Source organism: Mycolicibacterium aurum, assembly GCF_900637195.1.
Classification (GTDB): domain Bacteria; phylum Actinomycetota; class Actinomycetes; order Mycobacteriales; family Mycobacteriaceae; genus Mycobacterium; species Mycobacterium aurum.
Window position 1 is genome coordinate 5,387,973 of record NZ_LR134356.1, and the last position, 24,164, is coordinate 5,412,136.

Annotated in this window: 19 protein-coding genes; 9 read left to right on the forward strand and 10 right to left on the reverse strand. The window is 69.2% G+C overall.

Annotated elements, in window-relative coordinates:
- Nucleotides 1-2: 2 nt before the first annotated feature.
- Nucleotides 3-614: a GTP cyclohydrolase I FolE gene (gene folE, locus EL337_RS25500; RefSeq protein WP_048635515.1), complete on the reverse strand. Its 612-nt coding sequence runs from the start codon at nucleotides 612-614 to the stop codon at nucleotides 3-5.
- 19 nt (nucleotides 615-633) lie between these two features.
- A complete protein-coding gene (gene ftsH / locus EL337_RS25505; RefSeq protein WP_048635516.1) occupies nucleotides 634-2,985 on the reverse strand; it encodes an ATP-dependent zinc metalloprotease FtsH in 2,352 nt (783 codons plus the stop codon).
- Between the two features lie 172 nt (nucleotides 2,986-3,157).
- On the opposite strand from ftsH, the gene EL337_RS25510 reads away from it, so the two are divergent.
- Together EL337_RS25510 and EL337_RS25515 are read left to right on the forward strand one after the other, a co-directional pair.
- Complete coding sequence (locus tag EL337_RS25510; RefSeq protein WP_370737232.1) at nucleotides 3,158-4,114, forward strand: alpha/beta fold hydrolase; 957 nt, start codon at nucleotides 3,158-3,160, stop codon at nucleotides 4,112-4,114.
- Nucleotides 4,115-4,192: 78 nt separating this feature from the next.
- Nucleotides 4,193-4,930 (forward strand): SIMPL domain-containing protein, encoded by a 738-nt coding sequence (locus tag EL337_RS25515; RefSeq protein ID WP_048635517.1) that lies wholly within the window; start codon nucleotides 4,193-4,195, stop codon nucleotides 4,928-4,930.
- On the opposite strand, the gene EL337_RS25520 is transcribed toward EL337_RS25515, so the two are convergent.
- Genes EL337_RS25520 through dacB form a run of 5 tightly spaced genes read right to left on the reverse strand, consistent with a single transcriptional unit; the run spans nucleotide 4,927 to nucleotide 11,180 of the window.
- Nucleotides 4,927-7,173 (reverse strand): molybdopterin-dependent oxidoreductase, encoded by a 2,247-nt coding sequence (locus tag EL337_RS25520; RefSeq protein ID WP_048635518.1) that lies wholly within the window; start codon nucleotides 7,171-7,173, stop codon nucleotides 4,927-4,929. The genes EL337_RS25515 and EL337_RS25520 overlap by 4 nt on opposite strands.
- An 18-nt stretch (nucleotides 7,174-7,191) precedes the next feature.
- The gene (gene hpt / locus EL337_RS25525) at nucleotides 7,192-7,770 is read right to left on the reverse strand and encodes a hypoxanthine phosphoribosyltransferase (RefSeq protein WP_048635519.1); all 579 of its coding nucleotides are present in this window, start codon (nucleotides 7,768-7,770) and stop codon (nucleotides 7,192-7,194) included.
- Between the two features lie 28 nt (nucleotides 7,771-7,798).
- The gene (gene tilS / locus EL337_RS25530) at nucleotides 7,799-8,758 is read right to left on the reverse strand and encodes a tRNA lysidine(34) synthetase TilS (protein WP_048635520.1); all 960 of its coding nucleotides are present in this window, start codon (nucleotides 8,756-8,758) and stop codon (nucleotides 7,799-7,801) included.
- Nucleotides 8,737-9,810, reverse strand: a complete 1,074-nt coding sequence (locus EL337_RS25535) for an Rv3626c family coenzyme F420 biosynthesis-associated protein (RefSeq protein WP_048635527.1) — start codon at nucleotides 9,808-9,810, stop codon at nucleotides 8,737-8,739. The genes tilS and EL337_RS25535 overlap by 22 nt, the downstream gene beginning before the upstream one ends.
- A complete protein-coding gene (gene dacB, locus EL337_RS25540) occupies nucleotides 9,807-11,180 on the reverse strand; it encodes a D-alanyl-D-alanine carboxypeptidase/D-alanyl-D-alanine endopeptidase (protein WP_048635521.1) in 1,374 nt (457 codons plus the stop codon). The genes EL337_RS25535 and dacB overlap by 4 nt, the downstream gene beginning before the upstream one ends.
- Nucleotides 11,181-11,298: 118 nt before the next feature.
- Between dacB and EL337_RS25545 the strand changes: the two genes are divergently transcribed.
- The 3 genes from EL337_RS25545 (at nucleotide 11,299) to alc (ending at nucleotide 13,445) form a co-directional block, all read left to right on the forward strand.
- Nucleotides 11,299-11,784 carry an inorganic diphosphatase gene (locus tag EL337_RS25545; RefSeq protein ID WP_048635522.1) on the forward strand — a complete coding sequence of 162 codons (486 nt, stop codon included), beginning with the start codon at nucleotides 11,299-11,301 and terminating at the stop codon, nucleotides 11,782-11,784.
- A gap of 75 nt (nucleotides 11,785-11,859) precedes the next feature.
- Entirely contained in the window at nucleotides 11,860-12,381 is a 522-nt protein-coding gene (locus EL337_RS25550) for a 2-oxo-4-hydroxy-4-carboxy-5-ureidoimidazoline decarboxylase (RefSeq protein ID WP_048635523.1), read from the forward strand.
- A gap of 32 nt (nucleotides 12,382-12,413) precedes the next feature.
- Nucleotides 12,414-13,445, forward strand: coding sequence for an allantoicase (gene alc, locus EL337_RS25555; RefSeq protein ID WP_048635524.1), 1,032 nt, complete (start codon nucleotides 12,414-12,416; stop codon nucleotides 13,443-13,445).
- Nucleotides 13,446-13,491: 46 nt separating this feature from the next.
- Here the strand turns inward: alc and EL337_RS25560 are convergent, their stop codons facing one another.
- The 3 genes from EL337_RS25560 to EL337_RS25570 all read right to left on the reverse strand — a co-directional run bounded on the left by EL337_RS25560 (nucleotide 13,492) and on the right by EL337_RS25570 (nucleotide 16,386).
- On the reverse strand, nucleotides 13,492-14,751 hold the full coding sequence (locus tag EL337_RS25560; protein ID WP_235666604.1) for an IS30 family transposase: 1,260 nt from the start codon (nucleotides 14,749-14,751) through the stop codon (nucleotides 13,492-13,494).
- Nucleotides 14,752-14,849: 98 nt separating this feature from the next.
- Nucleotides 14,850-15,257: a hypothetical protein gene (locus EL337_RS25565; RefSeq protein ID WP_083443172.1), complete on the reverse strand. Its 408-nt coding sequence runs from the start codon at nucleotides 15,255-15,257 to the stop codon at nucleotides 14,850-14,852.
- Nucleotides 15,258-15,327: 70 nt separating this feature from the next.
- On the reverse strand, nucleotides 15,328-16,386 hold the full coding sequence (locus EL337_RS25570; RefSeq protein WP_048633928.1) for a TerC family protein: 1,059 nt from the start codon (nucleotides 16,384-16,386) through the stop codon (nucleotides 15,328-15,330).
- A gap of 219 nt (nucleotides 16,387-16,605) precedes the next feature.
- Here EL337_RS25570 and EL337_RS25575 point away from each other — a divergent pair, with 219 nt between their 5' ends.
- The 4 genes from EL337_RS25575 to galE are packed head-to-tail and all read left to right on the forward strand — an operon-like array spanning nucleotide 16,606 to nucleotide 24,164.
- A complete protein-coding gene (locus tag EL337_RS25575; RefSeq protein WP_048633929.1) occupies nucleotides 16,606-20,565 on the forward strand; it encodes a Pls/PosA family non-ribosomal peptide synthetase in 3,960 nt (1,319 codons plus the stop codon).
- Nucleotides 20,562-21,908 (forward strand): M1 family metallopeptidase, encoded by a 1,347-nt coding sequence (locus EL337_RS25580; protein WP_048633930.1) that lies wholly within the window; start codon nucleotides 20,562-20,564, stop codon nucleotides 21,906-21,908. The genes EL337_RS25575 and EL337_RS25580 overlap by 4 nt, the downstream gene beginning before the upstream one ends.
- A complete protein-coding gene (locus EL337_RS25585; RefSeq protein ID WP_048634022.1) occupies nucleotides 21,905-23,143 on the forward strand; it encodes a lipopolysaccharide biosynthesis protein in 1,239 nt (412 codons plus the stop codon). Before EL337_RS25580 ends, EL337_RS25585 begins: the two co-directional genes overlap by 4 nt.
- 43 nt (nucleotides 23,144-23,186) lie before the next feature.
- Complete coding sequence (galE, locus tag EL337_RS25590) at nucleotides 23,187-24,164, forward strand: UDP-glucose 4-epimerase GalE (RefSeq protein WP_048633931.1); 978 nt, start codon at nucleotides 23,187-23,189, stop codon at nucleotides 24,162-24,164.

Consider the following 24,164-nt stretch of genomic DNA (forward strand, 5'->3'; position numbering starts at 1 on the left):
CTTCACCTGCGCAGGATCAGATCCAGAGCCTCGGCCCGAGAGGCATTGTCGTGCTTGAACTGCCCGCGCACCGCCGACGTCGTCGTCGTCGCACCAGGTTTGCGGACACCACGCATCGCCATGCACAGGTGCTCGGCCTCGATCACCACGATCGCGCCGCGCGGATCCAGCTTGCGCATCAACGCGTCGGCGATCTGCGCGGTGAGCCGCTCCTGCACCTGGGGGCGCTTGGCGTACAGATCCACCAGCCGTGCGATCTTCGACAACCCGGTCACGCGTCCGTCCACCCCCGGGATGTAGCCGACGTGCGCGACGCCGTGGAACGCCACCAGGTGGTGCTCGCACGTCGAGTACATCGGGATCTCCTTGACCAACACCAGCTCGTCGTGCTGCTCGTCGAAGGTGGTGTTGAGCACCGTATCCGGGTCGGTGTACAGGCCGGCGAACATCTCGCGGTAGGCACGGGCCACCCGGGCAGGGGTATCCGCCAGACCGTGCCGGTCGGGATCTTCACCGACGGCGATCAGCAGCTCGCGGACAGCCGCCTCCGCACGGGCCTGATCGAAATCCTCGTCGGTGAGGGTGGTGGAGTGATTGCTGGGCGACCGCGTCATCGAAGTCTCCGTTCGGGTGTCAGCCATCAGCCGGCGGACTGGTCCGCCCGTTCTCCCTACCATTGTCGCGGCCAGGCTCGTCGTTCGGGGCCGTACCGCCGTGCGGCCCCTGGTGCCCGGGCGCGGGGTAGGGCTGATACGGCGGGTAGCCCGGATATGGGGCGGCCTGCGGGGGCGGCGACCCCTGCCAACCCCCCTGCTGCGGCGGCGGGGGTGGATACCAGCCACCCTGCGGCTGCTGCTGGTTCGGGTTCTGGTTCGGCGCACCGTGCGGCGGTGGCCACCCGGGTGCATGCCAACCCGCGGGCGCGCCGTAGTCGGGCTGCGTCGGCCCGGCGGGAGCACCGTTGGAACCGTTGCCGCCGTTGCGGTGGGCCGCCTCGGCCGCGGCCGCCGACGCCTGCGCGATCGCCGTCTTGAAGGCGGGCTCGGGCACCGGCTTGGGCCACGGCTCGCCGCGCTCGATGGCGAGCTCACCCGGTGTCTTGATCGGCGGCTTGTCCGAGGGCACCCGGCCACCGAAGTCGTCGAACATCGTCAGGCGGGGCCGCTTCTTCACGTCACCGAAGATGGCCTGGAGCTCGACGCGGTGCAACGTCTCCTTGTCCAGCAGCTCGCCGGCGAGAGTGTCGAGCACGTCGCGGTACTCGGTGAGGATCTCCCACGCTTCGGTGTGGGCGGCCTCGATGAGCTTGCGCACCTCGTCGTCGATGATCTGGGCGACCTCGTGGCTGTAGTCGGCCTGAGTGCCCATGGTGCGGCCCAGGAACGGGTCACCGTGATCGGTGCCGTACCGCACCGCACCCAGCTTCGAGCTCATCCCGTATTCGGTGACCATCGCGCGCGCGATCTTGGTGGCCTGGTCGATGTCCGAGGATGCGCCCGTGGTCGGCTCGCGGAACACCAGCTCCTCGGCCGCGCGTCCACCCATCGCGAAGACCAGCCGGGCGATCATCTCCGACCGCGTCATCAGGCCCTTGTCGTCCTCGGGCACCGACATCGCATGACCGCCGGTGCGGCCCCGCGCCAGGATCGTCACCTTGTAGATCGGCTCGATGTCGGGCATCGCCCACGCCGCCAGCGTGTGCCCGCCCTCGTGGTAGGCGGTGATCTTCTTCTCGTGCTCGCTGATGATCCGGCCCTTGCGGCGGGGCCCGCCGACGACGCGGTCGACCGCCTCCTCGAGGGCCGCGCCGGTGATGACGGTGCCGTTCTCGCGGGCAGTCAGCAGTGCCGACTCGTTGATGACGTTGGCCAGGTCGGCACCGGACATCCCGACGGTGCGCTTGGCCAGACCGTCGAGGTCGGCGTCGGGGGCGATCGGCTTGCCCTGCGAATGCACCTTCAGCACCGCGCGCCGCCCGGCCAGGTCGGGGCTGGACACCGGGATCTGGCGGTCGAAACGGCCGGGACGCAGCAGCGCCGGGTCGAGGATGTCGGGGCGGTTGGTGGCCGCGATCAGGATGACGCCCTGCCGGTCACCGAAGCCGTCCATCTCGACCAGCAGCTGATTGAGGGTCTGCTCGCGTTCGTCGTGACCACCACCCATACCGGCGCCACGCTGGCGGCCGACGGCGTCGATCTCGTCGACGAAGATGATGCACGGGCTGTTCTGCTTGGCCTGCTCGAACATGTCGCGGACCCGCGAGGCGCCGACGCCGACGAACATCTCGACGAAGTCCGAACCCGAGATGGTGAAGAACGGCACCCCGGCCTCGCCGGCGACCGCACGGGCCAGCAGGGTCTTGCCGGTGCCGGGCGGGCCGTAGAGCAGCACGCCGCGCGGGATCTTCGCGCCCAGCGCCTGGTAGCGGCTCGGGTTCTGCAGGAAGTCCTTGATCTCGTACAGCTCTTCGACGGCCTCGTCGACGCCTGCGACGTCGGCGAAGGTGGTCTTGGGCATGTCCTTAGAGAGCTGTTTGGCCTTCGACTTGCCGAACCCGAAGCCCATCCGCCCACCGGACTGCATCCGGGAGAACATCACGAACAGACCGACGAGGAGCAGCAGCGGCAGCATGTAGATCAGCAGCGAGCCGAGCACGCTGCTCTGATTGACCACGGTGTTGGTCTTGACGTTCTTGTCCTGCAGCGCCTCGAACAGCGTGACCCCGTACCCGGTGGGGTACTTGGAGATGACCTTGTTGCTGTTCTCGGTGTCGCCGTTGCCGTTCTTCAGCTCGAGCCGAAGTTGCTGCTCACGGTCGTCGATCTGCGCGCTGTTGACGTTGTCGCCGGTGATCTGAGCCATCGCGACCGACGTGTCGACGGGCTTGTACCCGCGGGTGTCGTCGCTGAAGTAGAAGAAGGACCAACCCAGCAGCAGCACCACGGCAATAACCGTGAGTGTGCGGATCACATTTTTGCGGTTCATTGATGTGTGCGGCCGGAGTTCGGTGCTCCCGCCAAATCCTTCCAATATGCGCAGCTGGAAAAGTCAAGGCTACCGCTAGACCAACGTGCCGGAGTTCCCGGCGGCCGTGCTGCGTGCGCCCGGGCTGCATCCGGCGCGGGAATTCGGCCCATTTGGCGGATCTGTGCGCACACTGGAGCGCGTGCGTGAGCGGATGGTCCAGACGAATGGGGTGACGCTTCGGGTTACCGAAGCCGGCGAGCCGGGGGCTCCCGTCGTGGTGCTGTGTCACGGTTTCCCCGAGTTGGCGTACACGTGGCGCCACCAGGTGACGGCGCTCGCCGACGCGGGCTTCCACGTGCTGGCGCCGGATCAGCGGGGCTACGGCGGGTCGGACAGACCCGAATCCGTCGACGTCTACAACGTCGCGGAGCTGAGCGCTGACGTGGTCGGGCTCCTCGACTCGGAAATCTGCGGAGGCGCCGACACCGCCGCGCTGATCGGCCACGACTTCGGCGCGGTCGTCGCATGGGGCGCGCCGTTGCTGCACCCGGACCGGTTCTGGGCGGTCGGCGGGCTGAGTCTGCCACCCGTGCCGCGGCCGAGGGTGCCCACGACGCAGGCGTTCCGCCGGGTGTTCGCCGACCGGTTCATGTACATCCTGTACTTCCAGGAGGAGGGGCCCGCCGACGCCGAACTCGACCGCGACCCGGCGACGACGTTCCGGCGGCTGTTCGCGATGACGACGACGGGCGCCGAGATGGTCGGCGACGCGGGACCGCAGGGCTTCCTGGACCGCATCCCCGAGCCGGGCTCGCTGCCGTCGTGGATCAGCCAGGAGGACTTCGACGTCTACGTCGACGAGTTCACCCGCGGCGGATTCACCGCGCCGCTGAACTGGTACCGCTGCTTCGACCTGAACTGGGAGCTGACCGCGAACCCGCCCGCGCCGACGATCACGGTGCCCGCGCTGTTCATCGGCGGCACCGACGACGCGACGCTGGCGTACACGCCGCGCGACCGCGCCTGCGAGGTCGTCACCGGCGAGTACCGCGAGGTGATGATCGACGGCGCCGGCCACTGGCTGACCGAGGAACGGCCCGACGAGGTGTCGCGGGTACTGGTGGACTTCCTCACACCTCTGCGCTGACACCCCTCGTCATCACGAACACACCGGGGACAGGCGATGTGCGCCAACCGAATACGCGAAGGCGCTAGGGTGCCAGGCATGCCGATCGCAGCGCGCGCCAGAACACTTCGGAACACGCTCGCCGCCGTCGCCGCAGGTGTTGTCACGGTCGCCGGGCTGACCGCCTGCGACGCACAGAGCGGTCCGACGTTGCAGCCGAGCGCCGACACCCGGCAGGTGACCGTCGTCGGCGAAGGCCAGGTCCAGGGCACCCCCGACACATTGACGATCAACGCATCGATGGAGTTCCTCGAACCCGATGCCACGTCGGCGATGAACCAGACAAACGAACGTCAGCAGGCGGTCATCGACGGCCTGGTCGGCCTCGGGATCGACCGCTCCGACATCGCCACCACCGCGGCGGATCTGCAGCCGCAGTACGGCGCCACGGGCACCGCGATCTCGGCCTACCGGGCGACGAACTCGATCGATGTGAAGATCCGCGACCTCAACCGGGCGTCGGACGCGATCGGCCTCATCGTCAACACCGGCGGCAACGCGACACGCATCGGCTCGATCAGCTACTCCATCGAGGACGACTCACAGCTGGTCCGCGACGCCAGGGCGCGGGCGTTCGAGGACGCCAAGGACCGTGCCGGACAGTACGCCGAACTCTCCGGACTGGGCCTCGGCAAAGTCATCTCGATCTCCGAATCGGCCGGCTTGCCCCCGCCGATCCCCATGCAGGCGCCACGGGCCATGGAGGCCGCGGTTCCGCTGGAGCCGGGTCAGCAGACCGTCGCGTTCTCGGTGACGGTCATCTGGGAGCTCACCTAGCCGGCGACGGGGGCGACCGCCCCGCTCACCACCACGGGGATGCCGTTGAGCACGGCGGTGCCCGACAACGGGTCGAGCAGCGCACCGTCGTTGAGCTGGTTGGCGTTCACCCCCGGTGAGCTGGCGGCGAGCACCTGGCCGGTGCCGCCCCGGTCGTGACCCCAGCCGTGTGGCAGCGACATGACTCCACGACGGATGCCCTCGGTCATCTCGACGGGCACCACCAGTTCGCCGCCGGGCCCCTTGACGATCGCCGTGTCCTCGACTCCGAGGTCGGCCGCATCGGCGGGATGCATCTGCAGAGTGCACCGATTGGTGCCGCCCGCCAGCGCGGGCAGGTTGTGCATCCAACTGTTGTTCGACCGCAGATGGCGACGGCCGATCAGCACGAATCCTTCGGCGGGCCGGCCGAGCGCGTCGCGCAGCCGCTCCGCGTCGGCAACCAGCTGGGGCGGTGCCAGCTCGACCAGACCCGACGGTGTGCGCATCACATCGGCCAGCCTCGGCTTCAGCTCGCCGAGGTCGATGCCGTGCGGTGCGGCTTTGAGCCGCTCCAGCGTCAGCCCGTCCGGATTGGCGCCGAACGCGTCTCCGTAGGCACCGATGCGCAGCATCATGTCGAGCCTGCGCTCGTAGCCGGGACCCGCGGGCAGCATCGCGATCAGCTCGTCGACCGCCCGCCCGGCCACCGGGGACCCGTCGTCGGCGGTCTCTTTGGTCAGCGTCGTCGCGATCACCTGTTCGTCGACGAGCGCGGCGTCGGCGTCGTGGCCCATCCCGAAGATCACCAGGGCGATTCGCGACAGGATCTCGGCCTCGTCGGGCCGTCCCAGCAGGGGCAGCACCGGCGGCGAGTAGCGGGCGTTGTTGCGGACCGCCAGGCTGTTCAGCGCGAAGTCGAAGTGCGGGCTGCGCGACGGCGGCGGGGGCGGCAGGACGACGTCGGCGTGCCGGGTGGTCTCGTTGAGATACGGGTCCACCGACACCATGAAGCCGACGCCGGCCAGCGCGCGGTCGAGCCGGTCACCGTCCGGCGCCGAGAGCACCGGGTTGCCTGCGATGGTGATCAGCGCCTTGATCTGTCCGTCGCCTGGCGTCTCGATCTCCTCGGCGAGCGCGACGGTGGGCAGTTCCGAGAGCGCCTCCGGGTAGCCGGAGACCCGGCTGTGCCACCGTCCGGTGCGGAACCCGCGGCCGGGCCGATGCCCGCGGGAGGCCGGCGCGGTCGGCGAGCACGGAAACATCGACCCGCCGGGGCGGTCCAGGTTGCCGGTCAGGATGTTCACCACGTCGACGAGCCAGCTGCCCAGCGTGCCGAACTCCACGGTCGAGGTGCCCATGCGCCCGTACACCGCCGCCGACGGGGCAGCGGCCAGCTCGCGAGCCAGTGTCCTGATCTCCTGCGCGTCGATCCCGCAGTACGCGGCCACGGTGTCAGGGGTGAACCCGGCCGCCAGGTCGCGTACCTCGTCGACGCCGGCGACCAACTCGGACACCGAGCCGAGATCGACAAGGCCTTCCTCGAACAGCACCGCCACGATCGCGAACAGCAGGGCGGCGTCGGTGCCCGGCCGCGGTGCGAGATGGCGGTCGGCCAGTTCCGCGGTGCGGGTGCGGGCCGGGTCGATGACGACGAGGCGGCCGCCGCGCTTGCGCAGGCTCCGCAGCTTGCCGGGGAAGTCGGGGGCCGTGGTGACGCTGCCGTTGGACACCACCGGATTGGCTCCGATGATCACCAGGTAGTCGGTGCGGTCCAGGTCCGGCACCGAGAACGCGATCGGGCTGCCGAACATCAGCCCCAGCGCAACGTGCTTGGGCATCTGGTCCAGCGTGCTCGCCGAGAACACCTGACGGGTACCGAGCCCGCGCACGATCAGCGGCGGGTAGAGCGCGCCGGCGACGGTGTGCGCGTTCGGGTTGCCGAGGTACACCCCGACCGACGCGCCGCCGTGATCGCGGAGGGTCGCACCGAGGCCGGCTGCCATCGCGGCGAACGCCTCGTCCCACGTCGCCTCGGTCAATACCCCGTCGCGGCGCACCAGCGGCGCGGTGAGCCGGTCGGGATCGTTGTCGAGTTCGCCGAAGCTCGCCCCTTTGGGGCAGATGAATCCGGCGGAGAAGACGTCGTCGCGGTCTCCGCGCGCGCCGGTGACGCGGCCACCGTCGATGTTCACGTCGATGGTCAGCGTCAGACCGCAGGTGGCTTCGCAGAACGGGCAGATCCGAAGGGCTGTTTCGGTCATGCCAGCATCATGCGCCGCTTACTGCTCCTCGTACACCTTGGGGTCGAGCGTGCCGATGTAGGACAGGTCGCGGTAGCGCTCGGCGTAGTCGAGTCCGTAGCCGACGACGAACTCGTTCGGGATGTCGAAGCCGATGTAGTCGATGTCCAGGTCTACGCGGACCGCATCGGGTTTGCGCAGCAGCGTGCACACCTTCAGCGACCGCGGCCGCCGGGTGGCGAGGTTGCGCAGCAGCCACTTGAGCGTGAGGCCGGAGTCGACGATGTCCTCGACGATCAGCACGTCACGGTCGTTGATGTCGCGGTCGAGGTCCTTGAGGATGCGCACCACACCCGACGACGAGGTCGAGGACCCGTAGGAGCTGACCGCCATGAACTCCAGCTGGGTGGGCACCGAGATGGCCCTGGCCAGGTCGGTGACGAACATGACCGCGCCCTTGAGGACGGTGATGAGCAGCAGATCCTGCCCCGACGGCGCGTCCCGGTACGCGGTGGTGATCTCCGCGGCGAGTTCGGCGGTCTTGGCTTTGATCTGTTCTTCGGAGAGCAACACCGATTTGATGTCCCCGGGATACAAGTCCGCAGGCTGCGCTGGCACGGGCCCAGCCTAGTAGGACAGTCGACCGTTACGCCCCGACGGGTTCGCGATACAGCGTCAGCACACCGCGCCGCCGTCCGGCGAACAGCCGCTCCCGCGCCAACCCGCCGGGCACGGCGACCCCGCCCTGACCCCGCCAGTCGGTGACGAGCGCGTCGACCGCCCGGATCTGCCTGTCGGTCAGCGCGCACGCTCCCCCGGCCAACAGCCAGGCCCTGATGACCCGGCGGCGCACCGCGTCGGGCAGTGGCACCAGGGTGGCGACATCCAGCTCACCGCCCGCCGGCAGCACCTGCGCGGCGGTGTCGTCGAGTGCATCGGTGTCCTCGCGCAGCGCTGCCGCCGTGCGGGACAGCGCCTCGGCCACGCCGCCGCCGAGGACGTCTTCGAGCAACGGCAGCACTTCGGCGCGCAACCGGACCCGGGTGAAGCGCGGATCGGTGTTCTGCGGGTCGTGCCACGGTGTCAGCCCCAGCTCGGCGCACGCCTGATGGGTGACCGCGCGCCGCACCCCGAGCAGCGGCCGGCACCACGGGGGGGCGTACGGCCGCATACCTGCGATCGAGCGGGCACCGGAACCGCGGCCCAGCCCGAGCAGCACGGTCTCGGCCTGGTCGTCGAGTGTGTGCGCCAGCAGCACCGGCGCGCCCCGGCGTGCCTCGTCGAGCGCCCGGTATCGGGCTGCCCGGGCGGCTGCCTCCGGACCTCCGACAGATCCCACCTCGACGCAAAGCACCTCTGCGGCAAAACATCCCAGCGCGAGCGCCTGCTCCCGTGCGGCGGCTGCCACCGCCGGGGACTCCGGCTGGAGGCCGTGGTCGACGATCAGGGCGGTCGTCGGGAACAGCGGGGCCGCCACAGCTGCGAGGGCCAGCGAGTCGGGCCCGCCGGACAGTGCCACGCACCACGGGTCCCCGCCGACGGGATGAACGCGGACGAAGTCGGTGACGGCGGCGCGCAACGCCGCTACAGCACCCGGTCGATCCATCGCTGCGGCTCGTTGATTTCCGCTGGGAGAGGCAGAGTCTGCGCATCGGTCCAGATGGTGTTGAAACGCTCCATGCCGACCTTGGACACCACGTCGTCGACGAACGCCTTGCCCAACGTGTACTGGTTCATCTTGGCGTCCACCCCGAGCAGCGCCCGCAGAAGCCGCTGCAGCGGCGGCTGCTTACGTTGCCGCCGTTGATCGAACCGATGCCTGATCGACGACACCGACGGCACCACGGCGGGTCCCACCGCATCCATGACATGCTCGGCATGACCTTCGAGCAGGGTGCCCAGCACCAGCAACTGATCGAGTGCCTTCTGCTGCGGTTCCGACTGCATGGCCCGCAGCAACCCGACGACACCGGTCGAATTAATCTCGGGTACACCGTTTTTCACCACCACCTGACGGTCCCGCACATAGTCGGCCAGCCGGCCCACCATCTTGGTCACGTCGTCGCCGGCATCCTCGGTCAGGACCGCCAGCGCATTCTTCATGTGGCCGGCCAGCCAGGGATTGGCCCGGAACTGCACCCGGTGGGTGACTTCGTGCAGGCACACCCACATCCGGAAGTCCTTGGGCGCCACCCTGAGCTGGCGTTCGACGGCGATCACGTTGGGGTACACCAGCAGCAGCTCGCCGCCGCCGTCGGCGAACGGGTCGTACTGGCCCAGGATGCCCGACGACACGAACGCCAGCACCGCGCCGGTCTGGGCGCCGGCGATGCGTCCGCTGACAGCGCGCGGCTTGGCTGCGTCCTCGGCGTCCCCGCCGCCGGTCATCACCCGCATCGACCGGGCCGCTGCGTGAATCCAGTCCGGACGGTTGACGATTCGGGCCTCTTGGATCTCACCGCCCTCGATCAGCCCGGTCACCTCACGCACCGGCAGCTCGGACGCCCGGGCCGACTCGGTGAGCTGGTCGATCGCCTGGGCACGTGTGTAATGCGTGACCGGGGACTCCTTGCGGGCCAGCTTGCCCCCGAGGGTGGCGGCCAGATTCCAGTCGACCGCGCCGCCGACGGTGAAGCGGGGCTTGGCGGCGGCGCTCATGAACTGCACCCGCAGCTGCGGAGGGTGGCGGCGAAGGCGTCGAGCGAGGTTCGCCCGGTGGGGCCCGCGTCGTTGGACAGTAGGGCGAAGGTCAGCACTCTCCCGCTTTCGTCGGTGACGATCCCGGCCAGCGTGTTGGTTCCGGTCAGGGACCCGGTCTTGGCGCGCAGATAGCCCGCGGCGGCGCGTCCGCCGTCGGTGTCGAGGTAGCGATTGGACAGGGTGCCGCTGCCCCCGGCGATCGGCAGCAGATCGACCAGCGGACGCAGCGCAGGCATGGACTCGCCTGCCGCGGCCTGCATGATGCCGTCCAGGGTTTCCGCCGTCAGCCGGTCGTCGACCGACAACCCGCTGGAGTCGAAGATCCGCGCCCCGGCCGTGTCGATGCCCGCGTCGTCGAGGGCGCCAAGAACGGCCCGCGACGCGCCGTCGAAACTCTGCGGCCGGTTCCGCGCCGCGGCGACCTCGCGGCCGATCGATTCGGCCATCACGTTGTCGGAGGCGTTCATCATGTCGCGCAGCCGCTGCATCAGCGGCGGCGACTGCACCGCCGCGAGCTCCTTCCCGCGTGCCGCGCCCGGGCGCACCGTCACCTTGGCCGGGTCGAGTCGCAGCGCGACGGCGAGTGCGCGGCCCGCGTCCAGTGCAGGCGTCCTGGACCGCCGCGACTCCACGCTCACCGGCTGGGTGCGGCCGCCGTCGAGCATGACCGCCTCCATCGGCGCGATGTCGCCGCCGTCGATGTCGAGCGGATCCCAGCCCGGCGCCATCGTCGGGCCCGAGTACGCGCTGACGTCCACCTGCACGGTCTTCACGGCGACTCCGCTGCGACGGATCTGCTCGGCCAGATCGCTGATCCGCGCCGCGTCCCGGTACCAGGTGTCCTGCTTCGCCGGCGCCGCAGACAGGGTCTGGTCCCCTCCGCCCACCAGAACGGCGACGCCGGGCGACGGGGACACCACCCGCGTCGTCAACCGGGCGTCGCGGTCGAGGGTCAGCAACGCAGCAGCGGCGGTCAGCACCTTGTTCGTCGACGCCGGCTGCATCGGCAGACCCGCCCCCTGCGCCCACAGCTCCTGCCCGGTCAGCGCGTCGGTGATGCGTCCGGTGAACCGTCCGAGGTTGGGGTCGGCGACCACCCCCCGCAGGGCCGCGGCGAGGCCGTCGGGCGTCGGGGTGTCCGCCGAATCCGAGACGGGCACCACGGCCGGGGCGGCGGTTGCGGGCGGGGGCGCAGGCTCGACGGCCAGCTGCTCGGAGGTCTGCCTGCCCGCGACCAGCGCGGCGGCCGCGACGACGACAACGACAAGCAGCAGCACCGACGCCCCCACCACGATGTACGTGGATCGCCGCCACCCGCTGGGCCGCATGATGTCCCGCTCTCCCTCGACTTCCCAGAGCCACCCCTGTAGAGCAGGGTATCCCTCGTTTAGGGTTAACCCGCGTCGCCAGCCGACGCCCCTGTCCCAGCGCACTAGGAGTAACGGCGTGCAGTTCGATGTGCTCATCGAGATCCAAAAGGGTTCACGCAACAAGTACGAGGTGGACCACGAGAGCGGCAAGGTGAAGCTGGATCGCTATCTGTTCACCGCGTTCGGCTACCCCACGGATTACGGCTACATCGAGGACACGCTCGGCGAGGACGGCGATCCGCTGGACGCGCTGGTGCTGCTGCCCGAGCCGGTGTTCCCCGGTTGCATCGTGGAGGCCCGCCCCGTCGGCATGTTCCGGATGACCGACGAGAAGGGCGGCGACGACAAGGTGCTCTGCGTGCTCGCAGACCCGCGCTGGGACCACATCCAGGACATCGGCGACGTCTCGGAGTTCGAACTGGACGCGATCAAGCACTTCTTCGTGCACTACAAGGACCTCGAGCCCGGCAAGTTCGTCAAGGCCGCCGACTGGGTGGGCCGCGAGGAGGCCGAGGCCGAGGTGAACCGGTCGATCGAACGGTTGAAGACGCAGGGGCACTAGCCGCCGTCGGCGTGATTTAGCGTGCCCGTAACACGACGTAACGTGCGCGCCGCTTGACGAACCGATCATGACGGTGTGCTGCTGCATCAAGGGATCGGACTGGACGCGTTCAACGCGATGCCGATGCGCCGCGCCGTCCACGCGGTGTTCGAGTGCTGCTACAGCGTGCCGCTGGCCGCCGACCTGGCGCGCGCCCGCCCGTTCGACAGCCACGACCGGCTGTTCCGCTTCGCCGACACCCTGCTGTTCGGGCTGGCCGAAGAGTCCATCGACTCGATCCTGCAGGCCTACCCGGACGTCGGCCGGCGGCCCGGCAGCGAGAAGTCCCAGGCCGAGCAGTGCGCGATCGTCGACGAACGGCCCGCCGTGATGGCCGAGCTGGCCGCCGCGTCCAAGGCCTACCTGGACCATTTCGGCTTCGGCTTCGTGATGTTCATCAACGGCTACTGTGCCGACGACGTGCTGGCGTCGATGCGCGACCGGCTGCACAACGACTACGAGACCGAACGCAAGGTGGTCCGCAACGAGCTGGCCCGGATCAACCGGACCCGGCTCGAGCGGATGCTCGGACCCGAAGGCGGATACGACAACTGGTGAGGGTCCGGGCGCACTCGCCTAGGCTCGTCTGAGTGAGTACCACGTCAACCCGGCCGGCCGGCCAGTCCCATTTCCTGTCGCTCCCCGACCTCGCAGCCAGGTCCGCCGGTGGTGCGGTGCTGTGGGCCAACGACGACGTGTTCGCCGAGAAGGAAAACCTGATCAAGGCCGGCCCCGCCGAGTACCGGCCCGCCACGTTCGGCCACAAGGGTCAGATCTACGACGGCTGGGAGACCCGCAGAAGGCGCGGCGCGACAGCGGATTCCCACGACTTCGCCATCGTGCGGCTCGGCGCCCCTGCCATCGTCCGCGGGGTGGTCGTCGACACCGCCTGGTTCACCGGCAACTACCCGCCCGAGGCGTCGGTGGAGGCCGCGTTCGTCGAGGGGTACCCGACGCCCGAGGAGCTGGCCGAGAAAGTCGAGTGGACGACGATCGTCGGTCGCCATGCGATCAACGGCGACACCCGGAATCCGTGCTCGGTCGACTCGCCGCGGCGGTGGACGCACCTGCGCCTGTCCATTTATCCCGACGGCGGGGTGGCCCGCTTCCGCGTCCACGCCGAGGGGCTGCTGGATCCGCGGTTCACCGAACTCCCGCTCGATCTGGCCGCTTTGGAGAACGGCGGCCGAATCACCGGCTGCTCCAACATGTTCTACAGCTCACCCAACAACCTGCTGCTGCCGGGAACGCCGCGGACGATGGGCGACGGCTGGGAGACCTCGCGCCGCCGCGACACCGGAAACGACTGGGTCCAGGTCCGTTTGGCAGGTCAGGGCGTGCTGGCAGCTGCCGAACTCGACACGTCGTACTTCATCGGCAACGCCCCGGGTTCCGCGCGGCTGCGGGGCCGCGACGGAGACGGCGACTGGTTCGACCTGCTGGAGCAGACCGAGTTGCAGCCCGACACACGGCACCGGTTTCTGCTCACGAGCGACCGGCCGGTCACCGAGGCGCGCATGGACATCTACCCTGACGGCGGCATGGCCCGCTTGCGGTTGCTCGGTCGGCTGACCCCGGACGGACTGGCGAAGGTGCACGAACGCTGGGACAGCAGCAGCTAGCCGGACGCCGAGCGTGGGGGCTGTGCACGCGAATGCGGGGGCGGGTTCAAGGGATGGATGCAACAGCTGGCGGTTTTGAGAGTAGTTCGTTGAGGGCTTCGGCGGGTGTTCTCCAGTTCAGTGTCTGGCGGGGTCGGCCGTTGAGTTCGGCGGCGACGTTGTCAAGGATGCCGGGACCGTGCAGCGAGAGGTCGGTCCCCTTCGGAAAGTACTGACGCAGTAGCCCATTGGTGTTCTCGTTGGTGCCACGCTGCCAGGGTGAGTGCGGATCGCAGAAGTAGATGTCGAGATCGGCTGCGGCGGCGATGGCGATGTGGTTGGCCATTTCCTTGCCCTGATCCCAGGTCAGAGAACGCCGTAGGTGCTCTGGCAGCTCGGTCATCTTCTCCACGATGGCGTCTTGGACTGCGACCGCACCGTGGTTGTCGGGCAGATGAAGCAGCATGACGAACCGGGTGGCGCGCTCGACCAAGGTGCCGATCGCAGATCCGGATGTGGTGCTGCCGATGATCAGGTCACCCTCCCAGTGCCCGGGCACTGCACGGTCGGCGACCTCGGCCGGGCGTTCGCTGATGTTAACCATGCCCGGGATCCGACCGCGGCGGGTCTCGGGCTGGCGCCGAGGCCGGCGAATGGCCCGCTTGGTCCGCAAGCACTGGTGCAGCTCACGGCGCAGCGATCCGCGCCCTTGGACGTAGATGGACTGGTAGATGGCCTCGTGTGACACCCACATCTCCAGATCGTCGGGGAAGTCGCTGCGCAACCGGCGCGCGATCTGGCGCGGACTATGACGCAGCTTCAACCGAGTCTGCACCTCGTCGCGCAAGGTGTCATTGGCGGCGAGCTTTCCTCGCTTGGGGCGTCGCGCCCGCCTCGCCGCCGACCGCTCACCAGCCAATGCGTCATAGCGCACCGTCGAGGTGCTACCGCTCTGGCGCGCACCGAAAGCCTTCTTGCGGCGGTAACCCGACTTGCGTCCGTCGTAGCGGTTCTCGACGTTATTGTCGAGTTCACGCTTGATCGTCGACGCCGCACGCCCGAGTCGCGCTCCGATCGAGCGCAGTGACTCATCACGGCCCACACCGACCTGAATTTGGATGCGCTCTTCGAGGGTCAGTCGGGGCTTGGGCCCCTCTATCTTCACCTCGTACACACGTTGTTTCACACCACCAGCGTCGGTCAGCCACTTCCGTGCCGCCCCCAGCGACACACCGACGGCGAAGGCAGCCTCAGCCGGATTGAGCCCCAACCCAATCTGCGCCCAGAACGCTTTCACCGTCGCCGGCTGAATCGCATGGGACCCCATCGCAACACTCCTCAATCAAAGGGTGTTGCATCCATCCCTTGAACCCGCCGGGTGAATTCGGTGCACAAGGCCCACGTTCGCGGGCCCGTCGCTGCAATTCAGGACGCGCGAGGCTGAGCCCGGCGCGCGAGCCGGCCCAGGACATCCCGACCGACCGTCCCGACGTCCTGGCGTGGCGATGCCGCGATCAGCGTGACGCCGTCGGCCACCTCCGCCGAGCCGATATCGGAGATCAGCCCGGCCAGTCCGTCAACGGTGCCTGCGTAGTGCACCGTCTCCGCGTCGGCCTCAGCCCGAGAGCCCCCGGGCAGGTCCCGAGCCGAACGGAAGTCACCGGCCACCGAGATCGTGACGTCGAGAATCACCGCCACGTCGTCCGCACCCGCCCTGATCCGCGCCCGCGCACGCCGCGCCTGCTGCAGGTCGGGCGCCGCGACACGCACGATCTGCTGGTCACCGTGCGTGAGCTCACTCACTCCGCCGTCTTCCGCCACGAAAAGCCGCACCCGGCCACGCTATCGAGCGTGCCGGGTGCGGCGCAGTGTTGCGATCAGCGCGAGCGCAAGGGAATTCCGCTCAGCGGGTCGGGTCGTTCTGCGGATCCGCCGGCGTCTCGTCCGGCGCCGCATCCTTCTGATCGGCTTTGTCGCTGCTCGACTCGCTGCCGTTGCGCACGTCGTGCACCCGCGTCTTGTAGAGGCTGGCCGCCGTCGTGATCAGCAGCGTGACGATGATCACGCCGAGGCTGGCCAGCGTGGGGATCTCCGGCACCGGCACGGGCTCGCCGCCGTTGATGAACGGCAGTTCGTTCTCGTGCAGCGCGTGCAGCAGCAGCTTCACGCCGATGAAGCCGAGGATGAAGGCCAGCCCCTGCGACAGGTAGACGAGCCGCTTGAGCAGATCGCCCAGCAGGAAGTACAGCTGCCGCAGACCCATCAGCGCGAACACGTTGGCGGTGAACACCAGATACGGCTCGCGGGTCAGACCGTAGATCGCCGGGATGGAGTCCAGCGCGAAGAGCAGGTCGGTGGTGCCCAGCGCGATGATGACCAGGAACATCGGGGTCATCACCCGCTTGCCGTTCTCCTTCACCCACAGCCTCAGCCCGTCCCACTGATCGGTGAACTTGAGGTGCTTCTGCGCGAACCGGACCACGCCGTTGTCGGCGTCGTCGTCGTGGTCGGTGTCCTTGACCAGCTTGGCCGCCGTGTAGATCAGGAACGCCCCGAAGAGGTAGAACACCCACGAGAACTGCTCGATCGCCACCGCGCCGAGCGCGATGAAGATGCCGCGGAAGATCAGCGCCAGGATGATGCCGACGAGCAGCGCCTGCTGCTGATAGATCCGCGGCACCTTGAAGCTGGCCATGATGATCAAGAAGATGAACAGGTTGTCGACCGACAGGCTGTACTCGGTGAGCCAGCCCGCAAAGAACTCGACGCCGAACTGGCTGCCGTGGTACAGCCACGTCCAGACTCCGAACGCGACGGCGAGGCCGACGTAGATGGTCAGCGCGGTGCCGGTTTCACGCTTCGACGGTTCGTGAGGCCGGCGGCCGATCACCAGGACGTCGAACAGCAGAATGCCGATCGTCACGCCGAGGGTGATGCCCCACTCGAGTCCGCTTACGTTCATCAAACCTCCGGTCGTCAATTCAACGCCGGAGGTCTCTTCCACCACCGCACCGGCGGTAGGCCCACAGCACCGGTCGTCCTAGGACGGACGACGTGATGACGACACTGCGGCGAAGGAATACTCCCCTCCAAGGCGCTCATTGTGCCAGTCGGCTGCCCGACACGCGAAATGAGCGGCCGACGGCGAGAAGCAGGTCCGGACGCTGAGTAGTTTGTACCCGTGACAGCCGCGGATCGAACCCCCGAGATCCCCAGCCAATTCCTGCTCTCGGCACAGGCCCCCGTGCCACGCACGCTGATCGACATCCTCGCCGACACCGCCAGGCGCTATCCCGATGCGCCCGCGCTCGACGACGGCACGGTCCAGCTCACCTACGCCGAGCTTCTCTCCGACGTCGAGGACAGCGTCGCCTGGCTCGGCGCGCGCGGAATCGGCCGCGGCGACCGCATCGGCATCCGGATGCCGTCGGGCAGCTACGCGCTCTATGTCGCCATCCTGGCGACCCTGGCAGCCGGGGCCGCCTATGTCCCCGTCGACGCCGACGATCCCCCGGAGCGGGCCGAACTGGTCTTCACCGAGGCCGGCGTCGTCGCCGTGATCACCGAGAAGGGTCTGCTGCGCGGGCCGGGCTCATCGCGCGGGTGGCGCGCGGCCGCGCCGCTGAGCCGCGACGACGCCTGGATCATCTTCACTTCCGGGTCGACGGGGACACCCAAGGGCGTCGCCGTCACCCATCGCAACGCGGCGGCGTTCGTCGACGCCGAGGCCCAGATGTTCCTGCAGGACAATCCGCTCGGCCCCGGCGATCGGGTGCTGGCGGGCCTGTCGGTGGCGTTCGACGCGTCGTGCGAGGAGATGTGGCTGGCCTGGCGGCACGGGGCCTGCCTGGTGCCGGCCCCGCGGTCGCTGGTGCGCAGCGGGATGGACCTGGGACCGTGGCTGGTCTCCCGCGACATCACGGTCGTCTCCACCGTCCCGACGCTGGCGTCGCTGTGGCCGGCCGAGGCGCTGGAGGCGGTGCGGCTGCTGATCTTCGGCGGCGAGGCCTGCCCGCCCGAACTGGCCGAACGGCTGGCCGCCGGCCCTGACTCCGCGGGCCGCGAAGTGTGGAACACCTACGGTCCCACCGAGGCCACCGTGGTGGCGTGCGCAGCGCGCCTGGACGGCCGCTCCGCGGTCAGCATCGGGTTGCCGCTGCCGGGTTGGGATCTGGCCGTCGTCGACAAGGACGGCTGCCCGGTGGGGTTGGGCGAGGTGGGCGAACTCGTGATCGGCGGAGTCGGGCTGGCCCGCTACCTCGATGCGGAGAAGGACGCCGAGAAGTACGCCCCACTGCCCTATCCGAGCGCCATCGCGCACTGGACCCGCGCCTACCGAAGCGGTGACCTGGTCCGGCTGGAGTCCGACGGCCTGTACTTCGTGGGGCGCGCCGACGACCAGGTCAAGGTCGGCGGACGCCGGATCGAGCTCGGTGAGGTGGACACCGCGCTGGTGAACCTGCCCGGCGTCAGTGGCGGCGCCGCGGCTGTACGGCGCACCGCCAGTGGTACCCCGCTGCTGGTCGGCTACATCGCCGTCGCACCCGGGTCGGAAGCCACCTTCGACGTGTCCGAGGCCAGGTCGCGGCTCTCGGAGGCGCTGCCCGCGGCCCTGGTACCCCGGTTGGTGGTGGTCGAGGAACTGCCGACCCGCACCTCGGGGAAAGTGGACCGCGACGCCCTCCCGTGGCCGGTGGGGGGAGCCGGCGACGACACCGACGACGGGACAGACCTCGGCGGCACCCTCGGCTGGCTGGCCGGACTGTGGCGCGACGTCCTCGCCGCACAGATCGACGGCCCGGAGGCCGACTTCTATGCGCTCGGCGGCGGATCTCTGTCGGCGGCCCAGCTGGTCGCCGCGCTGCGGCAGCGCTATCCGCAGGTGACCGTGGCCGACCTGTACGACCACCCTCGCCTGGGCTCGCTCGCCGGCTACCTCGACGAACTCGCCCCGCCGCCCGAGGTGGAAACCCGCGTGGTCGCGCCGGTATCGCGGCTGACGCAGGCGATCCAGACCGCACTGACCCTGCCGCTGGCCATGCTGACCGGAATGCAGTGGGTGGTGTGGCTGGCTATCGCCAACAACGTCGCCTCCGAACTGTCGCTGGTGGACTGGGTGTCGCCGATCAGCTGGTGGTGGATCCTGGGCGGCTTCCTGATGTTCGTCACGCCACCCGGGCGCATGGGGATCGCGGTGTTCGGAGCCCGCGTACTGATCGGCGACCTGCAGCCGGGGACCTATCCACGCGGCGGTTCGGTGCACCTGAGGGTGTGGCTGGCCGAGCGCCTGGCCGAGGCGAGTGGCGCCGAGAACATGGCCGGAGCGCCATGGCTCGTGTACTACGCCCGCGCGCTCGGCAACAACGTCGGCAACGGCGTCGACCTGCACTCGGCCCCTCCGGTGAGCGGGATGCTGACACTCGGGCACCGCTGCTCCATCGAACCCGAAGTCGACCTGACCGGGCACTGGATCGACGGCGATGCGTTCCACATCGGCCCGATCACCGTCGGCAACGACGCCACCGTCGGGGCCAGGACGACGTTGCTGCCCGGGGCGATCGTCGGCAAGAACGCCGACGTGGCTCCCGGGTCGGGGGTGGTCGGCAAGGTCAAGAACGGCCAGTACTGGAAGGGCTCACCGGCGGTGAAGTCCGGCAAGGCCAAACATCCCTGGCCGGACCACCGCCCGCCGCGGGCACCGGTATGGGTGGCGGTGTACGGCCTGACGTCCATGCTGCTGGGCGCGCTGCCGCTGGCAGCGCTGGCCACCGGGCTGGCGGTGATCGGCTGGGGTATCCGTGGCACGGCGTCGGTGGCCTCGGCGATCGTGCCCGCGCTGGTGTGGCTGGTGCCTGCCACCGCGGCGGCGTTCGGCGTCTACGCGCTGCTCACCGCGCTCGGCGTCCGGGTGCTCGCGCTCGGTCTCACCGAGGGCTACCACCCGGTGCGCAGCCGGTCCGGATGGCAGCTGTGGGCCACCGAGCGGCTGATGGACGCCGCGCGCAACTACCTCTTCCCGATCTACGCCGGGCTGCTGACACCGTGGTGGTTGCGGCTTCTCGGCGCCAAGGTGGGCCGCGGCACCGAGATCTCCACGGCGTTGCTGATCCCCAAGTTCACCGTGGTGGAGGACGGCGCGTTCCTCGCCGACGACACCATGGTCGCGTCCTACGAGCTGGGCGGCGGCTGGATCCACGTCGCGCGCGCCACCATCGGCAAGCGTGCCTTCCTGGGCAACTCGGGCATCACCCAACCCGGACGGCGGGTGCCCGACGACGGCCTGGTGGCCGTGTTGTCGGCCACGCCGCACAAGGCCAAAGCCGGCTCGTCGTGGCTGGGCAGCCCACCGGTGCGGTTGCGTCGTCAGCCGACCGCCGCCGACGTACTGCGCACCTTCCACCCGTCGCCGCGGCTGAAAGCGTTGCGCGCCACCGTCGAAACGTTCCGCTTCGTGCCCGTCGTGGTGACCTTCGCGATCGGGGTGGCGGTACTGTTCAGCCTCCAGTCGCTGGCGGTGGCGTTCGGGTGGGTGTGGGCCGCCCTGGCGGCCGGGCTGATTCTGCTGGTCGCCGGAGCCCTCGCCGGCGGAATCGCAGTGATCGCGAAATGGCTTGTGGTGGGCCGTATCACCGCGATCGAGCATCCGCTGTGGTCGTCGTTCGTGTGGCGCAACGAGGTGTCCGACACGTTCGTCGAGACCGTCGCGGCACCGTGGTTCGCGCGCGCCGCATCGGGTACGCCGGTGATGAACCTGTGGCTGCGGGCCCTGGGCGCGAAGATCGGACGCGGTGTGTGGTGTGAGACGTACTGGCTTCCCGAAGCCGACCTGGTGACCCTCGACGAGGCGAGCACGGTCAACCGCGGCTGCGTGGTGCAGACCCACCTGTTCCACGACCGGATCATGCGGATGGACACCGTCGTCCTGGAGAAGGGCGCGACGCTCGGTCCGCACTGTGTGGCGCTGCCCGCGGCCCGGATCGGGGCGGCGGCCACCATCGGGCCTGCATCGCTGGTGATGCGCGGAGATGAGGTCCCGGCGTCCACTCGGTGGCAGGGCAACCCGATCGCGCCGTGGCTGCCGCCACGTAAAAAGCGCGGTGACACATCGGATCCCAAGCGCAAGAAGTCTGCCGCCGCGTGACCGCTCGCAAAAGGGTGGCCAAGTCGGCCTCCGCTCCCGTCATCGACCCGTACCTCCCGGGCACCGGCAACTTCGGCTACCGGGTGTCGCGCTATGAACTCGAGCTCGAGTACAAGGTGGCGATCAACCGGCTCGCCGGCGCGGCGACCGTCACCGCCACCACCCTGGCCGAGCTCAAGACATTCACCCTCGACCTGTCCGACGCCCTGTCGGTGACGAAGGTGACGGTCAACGGTAAACGTCCCGCCCAGTACCGGGCAGCGGCGGGCAAGCTGCACATCACGCTGGCGGACCGACTGCCTGCCGGCGCGGCGATGACGATCGCGGTGCGCTACGGCGGTACTCCCCGACCCATCCGATCCCTTTGGGGGGAGGTCGGATTCGAGGAACTCACCGAGGGCGTGCTGGTCGCCGGTCAACCAAACGGTGCGGCGTCGTGGTTCCCCTGTGACGACCACCCGAGCGCCAAGGCCAGCTTCCGCATCCAGATCTCCACGGAGAGTCCGTATTTCGCCCTCGCCAACGGACGATTGCTGGCCCGCCGAGCGCGAGCGGGCATGACCACCTGGGTGTACGAACAGTCCGAGCCCACGTCGACCTATCTGATCACGCTGCAGATCGGCGCCTACCAGCGCCACCGGATGTCCAAGAACGGCGTCGAGATATTCGCGGTCCTGCCGGAGCGGCTGCGCGACAACTTCGACCACGACTTCGCCAGGCAGCCTCAGATGATGAAGTTGTTCACCAAGCTTTTCGGCCCCTACCCGCTCGCGGACGGCTACACCGTCGTGGTCACCGATGACGACCTGGAGATTCCCCTTGAGGCACAGGGTATCTCGATCTTCGGAGCCAACCACTGCGATGGCAAGCGGGGAGCGGAGCGGCTGATCGCCCACGAACTGGCGCACCAGTGGTTCGGCAATTCGGTGACAGCGCAACGCTGGCGCCACATCTGGCTGCACGAGGGCTTCGCCTGTTACGCCGAGTGGCTCTGGTCGGAGCACTGCGGTGAGCGCACCGCCGACCAACTGGCTCGGCACTACCACCAGCGACTGGCGGGCTCGCCGCAGAACCTCGTGCTCGCCGATCCGGGCCCGCGCGACATGTTCGACGACCGGGTGTACAAACGCGGCGCCCTCACCCTGCACGCGCTGCGCAAGCGCCTCGGCGACACCGATTTCTTCGCGCTGCTGAAGGAGTGGACCGACCGCCACCGCCACGCCAGCGTGGTCACCGACGACTTCCTCGATCTGGCCGCCCGGTACTCCGACGACTCGCTGCGTCCGCTGTGGGCAGCGTGGCTGTACTCACCCGGGGTCCCCCGGCTGGACGCCGGGCCGTGACCGACGCGACCGCGGGGCCCTCAGGTGCGGTCGCCCGGGCCACCGTGGTCCGCGTCGGAGTGGCCACGGCGATCACGGCGCTGTGCGGCTACGCGGTGCTCTACCTGGCGGCCCGCGGCCTCGAACCCGCGGGATTCTCGGTGTTCGGCGTGTTCTGGGGCGCGTTCGGCCTGGCCAGCGGCGCCGCCTTCGGGCTGTTGCAGGAGACGACCCGCGAGGTGCGGACCCCGTCCGCACGGCCGGGTGCCGGCCGCACGCACCCGATGCGGGTCGCGGCAGGGGTCGGTCTGACCGCTGCTGCGGTCATCGCCGTGACGTCACCGGTGTGGTCGGCGCACGTGTTCGTCGACGCCCGCGCGCTCAGCGTCACGCTGCTCTGCGCGGGGCTGGCCGGGTTCTGCCTGCACACCACGCTGCTGGGCGCGCTGGCCGGCATGAACCGGTGGTCGGAGTACGGGGCGCTGATGGTTGCCGACGCCATCCTGCGGGTCGCGGTGGCCGCAGCGACGTTCGCCGTCGGCTGGGGATTGGGCGGCTACCTGTGGGCGACGGTCGCGGGATCGCTGGCCTGGGTGCTGATGATCGTCGCCTCCCCGACGGCCAGGGCGGCCGCCCGGGTCGTCACCCCCGGAGACACCGTGACGTTCCTGCGCGGCGCGGGCCATTCGATCGCGGCGGCGGGCGCCAGCGCCGTGCTGGTGATGGGCTTTCCCGTACTGCTCAAGGCGACCTCCGACGATCTCGGCGCCGCGGGCGGGGTGGTGATCCTCGCGGTGACGCTGACGCGTGCCCCGCTGCTGGTGCCGCTGACCGCCATGCAGGGCAATCTGATCGCGCACTTCATCGACCAGCGCCACCACCGGCTCAAGGCACTCATCGCACCGTCTGCGCTGGTGGGTGCGCTCGGGGTGATTGGGGTGGTGCTGGCCGGGGTGTTCGGACCGTGGCTGCTGCGGGAAGCCTTCGGTGAGCAGTATCGGGCCGACGGCCAACTGCTGGCCTGGCTCACCGCCGCGGCGGTGGCGATCGCGCTGCTGACACTGACCGGCGCCGCGACCGTCGCCGCGGCGCTGCACCGTGCCTACGCGACGGGCTGGGTCATCGCCACGGTGGCGGCGGCACTGCTGCTGTTGTTGCCGCTCGACCTCGAAGTCCGCACCGTCGTCGCTCTGCTCTGCGGGCCGCTGGTCGGGATCGCCGTCCACCTGGTGGCCCTTGCCAGGACTCCGCGGTGAGCCGGACCCCACCTATGCTGCGATCGATGACAAAGGAGACAACATGAGCTGGCTGGTGACCGGCGGCGCCGGCTACATCGGTTCGCACGTCGTTCGCGCACTCGCCGACGCGGGCACACCGGTCGTCGTGATCGACGATCTCTCGACCGGGCTGACGCAGTTCGTCCCCGCCGACGTGCCGCTGGTCAAGGCGAATCTGCTCGACACCTCGGTGGTCCGGAGCGCACTGACAGAGCACGCGGTGACCGGCGTGATCCACATCGCCGGGTACAAATACGCCGGCGAATCGGTGAAACGACCCGTCCACACCTACCGGGAGAACGTGTCGGCCATGGTGTCGCTGCTCGACGCGATGGCCGACGCCGAGGTCGGCCGGCTCGTCTTCTCGTCCAGCGCCGCCACCTACGGCGCACCCCAGGTCGAGGTGGTCGACGAGGCGGCGGCGACCCGGCCGGAGTCTCCTTACGGAGAGTCCAAGCTCATCGGCGAATGGCTGCTGCGGGACGTCGGTCGCGCCACCGGCCTCGAGCACACCAGCCTGCGCTACTTCAACGTCGTGGGTTCGGGCTTCGACGACATCTACGACGTGAGCCCGCACAACCTGTTCCCCAAAGTGTTCGACATGCTCTACCGCGGGGAAACCCCACAGATCAACGGCGACGACTACCCCACCCACGACGGCACGTGCATCCGCGACTACGTCCACGTCTCCGATCTCGCGCTCGCCCATGTGGCGGCAGCGCGCCGGATGGAGAGCGGCGGCGCGATGGAACCGGTCTACAACCTGGGCAGCGGCGCGGGCACGTCGGTGCGCGAGATCATGACGACGATCCGCACGGTCACCGGCATCGACTTCGAGCCCACAGTCAATCCGCGCCGGCCCGGCGACTCCGCGAGGATCGTGGCGACCGGCGACCTGGCGGCGCGCGACCTGGACTGGGACAACCGGCACTCTCTTGAGGAGATGGTGGCCTCTGCGTGGCGCGCCCGCCAGTACGCCGGAGACGCTTATCCCCGCTAG